Origin of the sequence: Parafrankia elaeagni, from assembly GCF_000374165.1 — a bacterium.
Taxonomy (GTDB): domain Bacteria; phylum Actinomycetota; class Actinomycetes; order Frankiales; family Frankiaceae; genus Parafrankia; species Parafrankia elaeagni.
In genome coordinates this window covers 1-11335 of record NZ_KB893790.1, presented here as the reverse complement: position 1 = coordinate 11335, position 11335 = coordinate 1, and the positions used below count along the sequence as shown (strand labels likewise).

Annotated in this window: 9 protein-coding genes; 3 read left to right on the top strand and 6 right to left on the bottom strand. The window is 69.7% G+C overall.

Annotated features, from left to right (window positions below; translation table 11 throughout):
• Positions 1-11 precede the first annotated feature (11 nt).
• Complete coding sequence (locus B207_RS0130580) at positions 12-1217, bottom strand: ISAs1 family transposase (protein ID WP_026310809.1); 1206 nt, start codon at positions 1215-1217, stop codon at positions 12-14.
• Positions 1218-1596: 379 nt separating this feature from the next.
• Between B207_RS0130580 and B207_RS0130575 the strand changes: the two genes are divergently transcribed.
• Positions 1597-1986 carry a PPOX class F420-dependent oxidoreductase gene (locus tag B207_RS0130575; protein ID WP_018640505.1) on the top strand — a complete coding sequence of 130 codons (390 nt, stop codon included), beginning with the start codon at positions 1597-1599 and terminating at the stop codon, positions 1984-1986.
• A 170-nt stretch (positions 1987-2156) separates the two neighbouring features.
• Here B207_RS0130575 and B207_RS0130570 read toward each other — a convergent pair whose 3' ends face one another.
• From B207_RS0130570 to B207_RS0130555, 4 genes are all read right to left on the bottom strand, one after another.
• Positions 2157-3347 carry a cytochrome P450 gene (locus B207_RS0130570; RefSeq protein ID WP_018640504.1) on the bottom strand — a complete coding sequence of 397 codons (1191 nt, stop codon included), beginning with the start codon at positions 3345-3347 and terminating at the stop codon, positions 2157-2159.
• Between the two features lie 125 nt (positions 3348-3472).
• Positions 3473-4939: an aldehyde dehydrogenase family protein gene (locus tag B207_RS0130565; protein WP_018640503.1), complete on the bottom strand. Its 1467-nt coding sequence runs from the start codon at positions 4937-4939 to the stop codon at positions 3473-3475.
• Between the two features lie 13 nt (positions 4940-4952).
• The gene (locus tag B207_RS0130560) at positions 4953-5957 is read right to left on the bottom strand and encodes a sucrase ferredoxin (protein WP_018640502.1); all 1005 of its coding nucleotides are present in this window, start codon (positions 5955-5957) and stop codon (positions 4953-4955) included.
• A 4-nt stretch (positions 5958-5961) separates the two neighbouring features.
• Complete coding sequence (locus B207_RS0130555) at positions 5962-6894, bottom strand: enoyl-CoA hydratase (RefSeq protein ID WP_018640501.1); 933 nt, start codon at positions 6892-6894, stop codon at positions 5962-5964.
• 376 nt (positions 6895-7270) lie between these two features.
• Between B207_RS0130555 and B207_RS0130550 the strand changes: the two genes are divergently transcribed.
• Positions 7271-8101: an SDR family oxidoreductase gene (locus B207_RS0130550; RefSeq protein ID WP_018640500.1), complete on the top strand. Its 831-nt coding sequence runs from the start codon at positions 7271-7273 to the stop codon at positions 8099-8101.
• A gap of 177 nt (positions 8102-8278) precedes the next feature.
• On the opposite strand, the gene B207_RS0130545 is transcribed toward B207_RS0130550, so the two are convergent.
• On the bottom strand, positions 8279-9367 hold the full coding sequence (locus B207_RS0130545; RefSeq protein WP_018640499.1) for an NAD(P)H-dependent amine dehydrogenase family protein: 1089 nt from the start codon (positions 9365-9367) through the stop codon (positions 8279-8281).
• Positions 9368-10095: 728 nt separating this feature from the next.
• Here B207_RS0130545 and B207_RS0130540 point away from each other — a divergent pair.
• Positions 10096-11307 (top strand): ABC transporter substrate-binding protein, encoded by a 1212-nt coding sequence (locus B207_RS0130540; RefSeq protein ID WP_154675213.1) that lies wholly within the window; start codon positions 10096-10098, stop codon positions 11305-11307.
• Positions 11308-11335: the final 28 nt, after the last annotated feature.

Below are 11335 nucleotides of genomic sequence, written 5' to 3'. Positions count from 1 at the left end.
CCAGGGCGCCGTCAAAGTCCTCTTTCGCTGATCAGGGCGATGATCTGGAAGACGCGTTCGGGGTTCCGGGCGGTGGATCGCATGGCTTTCGCGATGTTCCTGTGTCCGGTGAGGCGTAACGCGCTGATGGCGGTGTCACGGGCGATTGCCCAGGCGAGGGCGGCGTTGCCCGTGCGGACGGTGTGGCGGTCCTCGTCGAGGGTCCGGTCGCGGACGTGGTGGACGGCTTCCACCGACCAGTGACCGCGGGCGCGGGCGGCGAGGTAGCGGGGGTGGCCCTGTTCGGCGGGCAGGCTCGTGACCAGGTAGAACACCTCTTCGGACCAGGTCGGCTCCGCGGTGACGGTCTTCTTGCGCCGGGTCCGGCGGCGCAGTTGGACGACTTGTTTCGTGCCCCAGAAGCCGACCAGTCCCGGCGTGGTGATGGTCAGTGCCTTCAGCGAGCGGACCTCGGTCCGTCCGTGACCCTTCTCCGAGGTCGTGACCAGGTCCGGGGTCTGGTTCCAGGGCAGCCGGGTCAGGTTCGCGTGGACGGTCGGCTGATTCAGTTTGATCACGAAAAGCCAGTGGCCGCCCCTGGCCCGGATCTTCCGGGCGAGCCGGGTGTGGCTGTGGAGCGAGTCGGCCGTGACCAGAACATCGGCCAGATCGAGCCGGCCGGCGAGCGCCTCGACCGCGGCGATCTCGTCCCCACCGATGATCCGTTGGTGGCCGGCGGCGATCCCGCCGTGGTGCCAGACCGCCTCGACGACCGCCTCCTGGCTCATCGCCCCCGTCTCGGTGAACGAGCGGGCGCCTTTGAGGGTCTTGCCGTCGAAGGCCAGCCCCCGCGGCCCGGCGGGCGGGTCCGCCGACGCCTGGGCCTTCGCGATCCAGCCCGAGAGCGCCGCGTCCAACGCGGCCGGATCAGCTCCCTCGACCAGGCGGCGGATCGTCCGCTCCGAGGGCACCCCACGGGCCAGCCCGAACCCCGCGAGCAGGTCGGCCGGCAGGTCGACCGCCCACTCCCAGACCGCCGCGAACGTCTGCTGACCCGCCAGCACCCCGGCGAGCCACAGCGTCAGCACCGACGCCAGCTCGAACCTGCGCCCTCGTGCCTTCCGCCGGTCGCGCACCCCGCCCAGCGCGGCGAGCAACCCGGCCGGCCGCTCGACTACCCGAGCCGCCAGGCGGGCCCGCTGACCATCCGGAATCCGGACAGGCGACACTGGAGACACGGACGCGGCCCCACTCTTCGATGATCATGGCGTAGGAACCTCGATCATCCCGTGGGCGCCGCGTTCGCCCGTTCCCAGGGCCGCCCTCACCTCGCCGTAGCCGCTACCCGTCCACCAGTCCAGCCGACACGCCGATCACGACTTTGTCGGAGCCCTGGGTACCTGCCGTCACCGCCAGACGCTCCGAGGCATGGCGCCGGTGCCCGCACGGTCGTTCTCGCGAACGACCCGCAGAAACCGGGAATCCTCCGGGCCGACCGAAACTTCTTCACAGCAGACATCGTGGAATAAAGTCGGATGCAGAAAGAACAACCCGTGTGCGGTCCCACGGAAAAGCAGACCGCCACCACGACCGAAGAAATTCGGACAAGGAGCGCCAGTGCCGACCATTTCCCCGGCCTATCGGGATCTGCTGGAATCGGGCAGCACCGTCACGCTCGCGACCGTCGGATCGGACGGGCAGCCCCAGCTCACCGCGATCTGGGCCATCCTGGACAACGGGCAGGTGCGTACCTCGCTCCACCCCAGCCGGCAGAAGTACCGGAACCTGGTCGCCAACCCGCAGGCGACCCTCTTCGTGATCGACCCGGCCAACCCCTTCCGGACGCTGGAGGTGCGGGGCACCGTCGAGATCACCGAGGACACCGGCCTGGAGTTCCTCCGGCGCCTGCTCGCCGTCTACGGCACGGATCTGGAGAACTTCCAGGCACCTGTCGACGGCCGGGTGGTCGTCACTCTGCACCCCACCCGGATCGTCGAACTCGGGTAGCTCGAACTCGGGTAGCTCGAACTCGGGTAGCCGGGTCACCGAGCCCGGGCAGCGTGCGGGGAAGCAGCCAGCCGGCGGAGAACCGCCGGCTGGCTGGCTGGCTGGCAGAACTGGCCCGAAATAATGGCCGGGAGAAGATCCGGCCGGAAAGCAGTCCGACCGAAGGACGATCAGAGGACGATCGGCAGGTGGTGGTAGCCGCGGATGGTCGCGGTGTGGATGAGCTCCGCGCCCGTCGGTGCGAGATCCCAGGTCGGGAAGCGGTTCAGGAGCTCCTCGAGCGCGATCCTGCCCTCGATGCGCGCCAGGGCCGCACCGAAGCAGTAGTGCACACCCTTGCCGAAGGTCAGATGCGCGTCGATCTTGCGGTGGATGTCGAAGCTGTCCGCGTCGGGGAAGACCCGGTCGTCACGGTTCGCCGAACCGGTGAGCAGGGTGACGATCTTCCCCGCCTCGACGGTCTGCCCGTGCAGTTCGACCGGCTTCGTCGTCACCCTGACCTGGATCGGTGACGGCACCTCGTAGCGCAGCGTCTCCTCGACCGCGCTCGGGATGAGGGACCTGTCCGCGACGACCTGGGCACGCTGGTCCGGGTTGTCGGCGAGGACCTTCGCGAGCCAGCCGATCAGCCGCGTCGTCGTCTCGACCCCGGCGGCGTAGAGCATGCCGACGTAGTTGAGGATCTCGGCATCGGTCAGCCCACGTTCCTCGTTGGTGAAGACGTCGGTGAAACGGGCCTGGATGAGGGTGGTGAGGAAGTCGTCCGCCGGGTTGTTGCGGCGGAACTCCAGGAACGGCGCGTACGGCTCGCCGATGCTGGGCAGCCGCTGGGAGTCCTGCGGCTTCTCCTCCTTCAGCCGGGCCGTCTCCTCGACGTTGTCGCGCAGGGTCAGCAGGTACTCGTCGGGAATGCCGACGAGGGCGCCGATGACCCGCATCGGCAGGTGGCCGGCGAAGTCCTGGACCAGGTCGAAACCGCCGCTGCCGACGAGCGGGTCGAGATACTCGGCGCACAGCTCCCGGATCCGCTGTTCCAGGACGAGCACGCGCCGCGGGGTGACGGCCCGGCTCAGGATGAGCCGGTGCATGTCGTGCTCGGGCGGGTCCTCGGCGATGAACAGGCCGGGCGGGGTCGCGATCCCGGCCTTGACCATCTCCATCAGGATGCCCTTGGAGGAGGTGTAGCTCTGCCAGTTGACAGAGGCCTCCTCGACGTCGGCGTAGCGGGAGACCGCGTAGAAGTCGTAACGCTCGTTGTAGTAGAGCGGTGCCTCCTCCCGCATGCGCTTCCACAGCGGGTACGGGTTCTTGTCGATCTCGAAGTCGTACGGGTCGTAGTAGATCTCGGTTGCGGTGTTCACACGGTGCTCCTGTCAGCGTGCGCGACGTACGCCTGCGCAGCGGCGGCGGTCGGTGCCGGCGGGGTCCAGACGGGCTCGCCGGAGTTCAGACGGGCTCGCCGGAGTTCAGACGGGCTCGCCGGGGTTCAGGCTGGCTCGCAGAGCGCCTTGACCTGCAGGTACTCCTCGAAGCCCAGCTTGCCGCTCTCGCGGCCGATGCCGCTCTGCTTGTAGCCGCCGAAGGGAACGTCGTGGCCGTAGTAGATGCCGCCATCGACGATCATGGTGCCGGCACGGATCTTGCGGGCCACGGCCTTGGAGCGCTCGTGGTCACCCGAGAAGACCGCACCGGACAGGCCGAAGATGCTGTCGTTCGCGATGCGGATCGCGTCCTCGTCGTCATCGAAGGGGACGGCGACGAGCACCGGGCCGAAGACCTCGTTACGGACGATCTCGGAGTCCTCCGGCATGTCCGCGAACAGCGTGGGCTCGAAGTAGTAGCCCTTCTCGAACTGCTTCGGGCGGCTGCCGCCGACGATCGGGGTGCCGCCGGCCGCCCTGGCCCGCTCGACCATGGCCTCGACGCGGTCACGGTGCCGCTCGCTGTTGAGCGGGCCCATCACGTTGTTCGGGTCCAGCGGGTCGCCGTAGGGCATCGCCGAGAGCATCTGCGCGGCGAACTGCACGCCCTCCTCGAAGCGCGACCGCGGGAGCAGCAGCCGGCTCAGCGTGGCGCAGCCCTGCCCGGCGTGCAGGCACACCATGAAGGTGGACAGGCCGATCGAGCCGCGGAAGTCCGCATCCTCGAAGACGATGTTCGCGGACTTGCCGCCCAGCTCCAGGAAGCACTTCTTGATGGTCTCGGAGCCGAGCTTCATGATCCGGCGGCCGACCGCGGTCGAGCCGGTGAAGCTGATCAGGTCGACCCGCGGGTCGGTGATCAGTTCCTCGCCGCGGTCGTTCACCGAGCTGGTGATGACGTTGAAGACGCCCGGCGGGATGTCCGTGTGCTCCGCGACGATCCTGCCGATCGCGCTGGCGCACCAGGGTGTCGTCGGGGCGGCCTTGAGGACGACCGTGTTCCCCGCGGCCAGCGCCGGGGCCACCTTCGCCAGGTTCACCTGGAAGGGCTGGTTCCACGGCGTGATGGCACCGACCACGCCGTAGGGCTCCCGCTCGACCCAGCGGTGGGCGCCGAACCCCGGGATGGTGCCCATGCCGTAGTCCTGCGAGAACTCGTACTTCTCCAGCAGGTCGGCCACCCAGCCGATGCCTTCGATCGGCCCGTCGATCGTGGAGTGGATGATCTTCGTCGGCAGGCCGACCTCGGCTGTCGCCAGCGCCCGCAGCGGCTCGGAGTGCTTGGCCAGCGCGTCCTGCAGCTGACGCAGACAGCGCACCCGGAGTGCGACGTCCGTGCTCCAGCTGGTCGTGTCGTAGGCCGTCCGCGCGGCGTCGATCGCCGCCTCGACGTCCGCGGCGGAGGCGTCGGCCGCGACGCCGATCGAGGCCTCCGTGGCCGGGTTGATGTTGTCGTACGTGGCGCCGCCCTCGGCATCGACGAGCCGGCCGCCGATGAGCAGCTTCGCGGAGTTCAAGCCCGCGTAGGTCATGTGCTTCCTCCAGTCAGGTGACGCGCGTGTGCTCATGGCGGGCGACGGCCCAGACCGCCCACTCGGTCTGGGTCTTGGCGGCCGACGCGGGCGGGCTCATGCAGTCGGGCATCGCGACGGTACGCCCGGGGCGGACGGTCCCCGACCAGGTCACAGCCTCCGCACCGGTCTCCCAGGACAGCTCGGCGCGGTCCCCGTCGACCGAGCCGTGCCGGGCCGCGTCCAGCAGGCACCAGCCGACCCGGCGCAGGACCTCGCTCTCCAGGGCCTGCACCTGGGCACCGGCGAGCCCCGAGCAGCCCCGGTAGTGGTCTGCGACCGTGTCGATGTCGCCGTCACGCCGGATCACCCGGTCGATCAGCTCCGGGTCGGCGAAGGCCCAGCCGGTGCCCTCCGGCAGGACGAGCGCGACCGGGGCGAAGCGGTGACCCCCGAGGTGGCTGGTCCGCCACAGGTTCACGCCCGGGCCCGGCGTGCCGGCGGCCAGCCGGACGGCAAGGCCCGCTCCCAGCCGGCCGCAGCAGGCGTCCCGGCGGCCGTGCCCGCACACCAGGACGTCGACCCCCGGCACCGCCAGACTCGACGGGCCCGGGTCGGCAGCCGCCGCGACGAGGGCGGCCACCGTGTCGCGCAGTGAGGCACCGTCGGTGCTCTCGAAACGGCGGTACCCCGCGAACGCCGTCGCGCCGGGTTCACGGGCGTACAGGACCACCCGCCGCTGCCCGGCGGGAGCCGGCGGAGCCCCGGTGTCCGCGGGCACGACCGCCTGCAGCCGGTAGCCCAGGGGGCCGATGAGCGGCTCCAGCTGCGCCGCCTCGCCGGTCTCGCCGGCGTCACGCGGCCACGGGAGCGGGATCTCGACGAGGAGGAAACCCGCGTAGGTGCCGGCGGTGCCGGCCGGGGACATCGCCACGGCCCGCGACCAGTCGGCGCATCTGATCTTCGCTTCGGGATCGACCCCGGCCGGGAGACCGGCCTCGGACGTCCCGGACGTCCCGGTGCCTGCTGTCGGCTCCATCGCGTCAGCCGACCGGATCGGGCGCGGGCGCCGTGACGTGGTTCCGCAGGGCCGGGGCGATCGGTGGGGCCGTGCGCCAGTCGGCGATCCCGTCGTCGCCCGCCGTGCCCATGGGCATTCCGCCCTGGTGCACCCAGGCCCAGTGCGCATGGTTCAGCTCATGCAGCGTGAAACATGCGTTCAACGCGTTGTAGAAACCCATCTGGTCCACACTCTGATTGACCGACTCCTTGATCAGGAGTGCGGCCATGGTGGGAACGAAAGCGATTCTTCGAGCGAACGCGAGGGCCGAGTCGTGCAGTTCCTCGGCCGGGAAGATCTTGGAGACCATTCCGAGCCGCCAGGCCTCCTCCGCGTCGATCGAGTCGCCGGTCAGAAGGAGTTCCTTGGCCCGACGCGGACCGAATTCCCACGGGTGCGCAAAGTATTCGAGGCCGCACATTCCGAGCCGGGTTCCGACCATGTCCGCGAAGGTGGTTCCCTCGGCCGCGACAATGAGATCACAGGCCCACATCAGCATGAGGCCGGCCGCGTAGACCTCGCCGTGCACAGCCGCGATGGTGACCTTGCGGAGGTTGCGCCAGCGCCGGGTGCTCTCGAAGAAGTGGTGCCATTCCTGGAGCATCAGCTTCTCGGCACCCTGCCGGGTGCCGCCGTTGATCTTGGCGGAGGGGTGCTGGCCAGGGCCGGGGGTCATGTCCGCCCGACCCTGCTTCGAGCCCATGTCGTGACCGGTCGAGAACATCGGGCCATGGCCACCGAGAATGACCACCCGGACGCTGTCGTCCTCTTCGGCCCGGAGGAAGGCCTGCCCCAGCTCCACCAGCAGACCGCGGCTCTGCGCATTACGAGTCTCGGGGCGGTTCAGCATGATCCGCACTATCGCGCCGTCGTCCAGCGACTCGTACGTGAGGTATTGGTACCGCGAATCGCTCATGGGTGCCCTTCTGTCCTGGTGGGCGTGCCCACTGGTTTCGGGGATGGGGCCCCTGACATCTTGGATGGAGCCCCCCACCTGGGCTCTTACCGTCAGTATTTACACTAGGTTGAAGTACATGTACTGTCAACCCGGTCGCAGTGGGACAGCAGCGGACAGGGCGTCACCACCTGCCGGGCCGGCCTTTCCGACCCGCGGCCGACCGAGGCGCTCGCGCTTTGGCAGCGGGTGCCGACGCGGTCGGTCCCGCCGCGTTTGCGGCACGGTTCCCTGATGATGATTCGGGCCGGCCGGCGAATCTTCCCAATACCACCGGTCAGATTGACCAGACCAGGCCCGGACCAGACTGGCCGGGCGGACGTGGAGGCTACGGAGCATGACTGACTCGCAGGCTTTTCGGTACGACGGGAAGCGGGCTCTCGTGGTCGGAGGCGCCACCGGCATGGGCGCGGCCGCGGCCAGGGCGGTCGCCGCCCTGGGCGCCGAGGTCGTGGTCATGGACATCGCGCCCGCCGACTACCCGGTCGCACAGATGATCGTCACGGATCTGGCGGACCGCGCCAGGCTCGACGCGGCCATCGACGAGATCACCGGGCCGGTGGACGCGGTGTTCTCGGCCGCCGGGATCGCCGGCGGGCCCGCCGTGATGCGGGTGAACGTCATCGGTCACCGCCACCTGCTGGAGCGGCTGCTCGCCGAAGGCAGGCTGGGCGCCGGATCGGCGATCTGCTTCATCTCCTCGGTGGCCGGGCTCGGCTGGCAGAACCATCTCCCGACGCTCGTCGACTTCCTCGCCACGGAGGACTTCGAAGCGGCCGACAAATGGGTCAGCGCCCACGAGGGCACCAACAGCTACATGTTCAGCAAGCAGGCGATCAACGCCTACGTCGCCCGCGAGTCCTACCCACTGCTGGCCCGGGGCATCCGCATCAACGCGATCTGCCCGGGCCCGACCGACACTCCGCTCGCCCGCGCCAACTCCTGGGGCGGCTTCGACGAGCAGTACCGGAAGGCTGCGGGCGACGTGCCCCCGCTGACGCCGGAGCAGATGGGGAACGTGATGGCCTTCCTGAACAGCGACGCGGCGAGCGGGATCAGCGGCGTGAGCCTGCTGGTCGACTCGGGCCACGTCGGCTCCTCGATCGGCGGCTCCTGGGAGGCCGGCAAGCCGGTGATCGAGTTCCTGATGACCCAGAACTCGGTCTGACCCGCGCCTCGCCCCGGGCGCGCGGGTCCCGCCCTCGCGGGTCCAGCGCGCACGAACGGAGCCCCGGTGCCGACGGCAGTGATGTCGGCACCGGGGCTCCGTCAGGAACGCGGCCACCCGCTCCCCCGGGTCCGGATCCGGCTCAGGCTGACGTGGCCGGCAGTCGTCGACCGGCGGTCAGGCCGACTCGAACCCGCCGGTGTAGGCGTTCTTCGAGGGAAAGGGCGCGAGGTCCAGCAGCGACAGAACTCCCGGCGGCGCCTCGCAGACCCGGGGGATCGCGTTGACGACGCTCATCGCCGAAGCGACGGCGATCGGGTCGCCGGTGTAGCCCTCGGGCGCGGAGAGCTTCATGTCCAGTCGGACGCCGGGCAGCCCGTCGACCTGCGCCCGGTAGCCGTCGCCGGCGAACTCCACCTCGGGGAAGTCCGTCTCCCGCAGCCGTTCCACGTGCTCGACGACGACCCGGGCCTCGCCGCCGGAGATGCCCTTGACCCGGTAGCGCAGTCCGCAGATCGTCCCGGCGGGAATGTGCCCCGACGCGACGTCGAACGCCTCGTCGGAGTGCAGGATGGTGTGGTCCTCGACGATCTCGTCGATCGTCACGCCGATCGCCTCGGCCAGCATCGCGATGGTCGTCGCGTGGTAGCTCGTGGTGACCCCGGGGGCGAGGATCGGCATCTTCGCGACGTCGTTCTGGCCGAAGCCGAAGAACATCGTGATACCGGGGCCCTCCCAGAAGGCGTTGTTCATGATCTGGGTCATGTGGACACTGCGCACCTCACGGGCGAGCGCGAGCGCCGACAGGGCGAGTGCCGCCGTGCCGTAGCCGGGGTCCATGCCGATCGTGCAGAAGGACGAACCACCGTCGGTGCAGGCCTGCTCGAGCTGCTTGTAGAGCTCGTCGTCCTGCGCTCGGGGGTAGACCAGGGTCGGCCACCACAGGCTGACGACGTTCTTGCCGGACCGCAGGATCCGCAGCAGGTCCCCGAACGTCTCCATCGGGTTGTTCACCCAGGTGCGCCCGACGGTGAAAACGACACAGTCAGCTGGCTGGGCGAGCAGCGCGTCCTGGTCACGGGTCGCGGTCAGGCCCAGCGGGGCTAAGCCGAGGATCTCGCCGACGTCGCGGCCGTCCTTCTCCTCGGAGTGCACCCAGGCACCCGCCAGTTCCAGGTCCGGATGGCCGAGGATGCCGGTGACCGCCTCCTTGGCCACGGTGCCGGTCGTCCACTGGATGACGCGATAGGTCACGATCTCCTCCATCGGTGGCACCCGGACCGACGGCCGGTGCCGATGCTGGGGCTCACGGGCTGGGGCGTGGCTGACTGTCGCCGGGTCCGGGGCTGTGGCAGATGGAGCGTGGCCGGCCGTAAGCGTGGCCCGGCCAGGCAGCAGGCAGGCGGACGGCCGGTCTGCGGCCGGGGGCCCGCCACCCCCGCTCGCATCCCTTCCGCAGTTGTATGGAAACCGGCCTGGATGGCAGGGATCCGACCCGACCCCACCCGCACACCATAGTTATACCGAGTCTAACTATGCAAGAGGCTGAAACGGCTCGATCGCCACCTCTCCCACGGCCCCGCAACCCCTGCGGCCACCGACCATCACCAGCCCGCCACACCGCGTCCTCCGCAGCCTGTTCCACCGGCCCGCACGCCACCGGCCACCCCCGCGGCAGGGTTGTGTGACCTGCCGGCACCTGTTAAAAAGTAGACCCCGCTAAATTTGACTCAGTTTAAACTCTGACTACGGGTGGGCGGAAAGGGACAAACCCCCCACGGTCAGCCGCAGGGCCCGACCAGCCCGGAACACGCACTGCCATCCAACGGGAAACCCCGAAGGCGATCATCACACACCCGACGCGGGAAACACCCCGTGCCGCCCTGCCCCGGGCCGGGTCACCCGCTATACGCACCCCCACCGCGCGACCTGTACTCCACCGGACCTCGCGGCCCGGCCCACGCGCAGTGACCACATCCGGGAAGGGAAATCACGTGATAATCCGCAAGGCCCTCGCGGCCATGGCCGCGGCCGGACTCTTATCCGCCGCCCTCGTCGCCTGCGGCGACGACGGCGACGACGGCGGCACGACCAACGCGGCCGGGCTTACCGGCGCACCGATCACCGTGCAGGTGTTCACCTCCCTGAACAGCGTCACCCCGCACACCGAGTCCTACGAGGGCGCCCAGGCCGCCGCCGCGGCCGTCAACGCCTCCGGCGGCATCAACGGCCGCCCGCTCGAGGTCGAGGTCTGCGACGCCGGCGAGACCGACACCCCGGCCAAGGCCATCGCGTGCGCCCGTGATCTCGTCGCCGACCGCGACGTCATCGCCGAGGTCGGCGACTTCCAGGCCTTCCAGGAACAGACGAACACCATCCTGAACGAGGCCGGCGTCCCGAACATCGGCCCACCGCCGCAGAGCCAGTCCGTCCTGAACTCCCCGAACTCGTTCCCGCTGTCCGGCTCCGAGGGCGCCGCCATCGCCACCGTCCTCGCCGACGCGGGCGCCACCGACATCCAGGTCGCCTACACGAACGTCGCGCAGGCGGCCGCCGCCGTGCAGTTCAACACGGCCGCCCTGCAGAAGGGCCGCGGGCTGACCATCAAGGGCGGCATCCCGATCGACGTCACCGCCACCGACCTCACCCCCGCCGTCACCCGCGGCGCGGACGGCGACGCCGTCGCCCTCGCGATGATGCCCACCCACTTCGCCGCCTGGCTCACCACCACCCAGGCCGGCGACTACGACCAGAAACTCGCCGCGAGCAGTTCCGTTCTGCGCCCCGAGACCCTCGAGGCCCTCGGCGACAAAGCCGACGGCGTGCTCGTCGCCTCCGGCCTCCCGCTCGTCGCCAGCGACCAGGAAGGCATCGTCCGCTACCGCGACGAGATGGCCAGGTACCAGCCCGGCAAGAAGCTCGACCAGGTCGGCCTGCAGGGCTGGCTCGGCACCTGGGCCTTCGCGCAGGTCGCCCGCACCATCGACGGCGACATCACCCGCGAAAGCGTCCTCGCGGCCTTCGGCAACCTCACCGACTTCAACGTCTTCGGCCTGCTCCCCGAGGGCTTCAACACCACCAGGCCCTTCACCGACCTCCCCCGCATGCCCCGCCTCTTCAACAGCCAGATCATCGAGGGCATCGTCAAGGACGGCAAGGTCGAACAGACCAGCGACGGCTACATCCCCATCTTCACCAGGCCATGACCCACCAGGCCATGACCACCACACACGA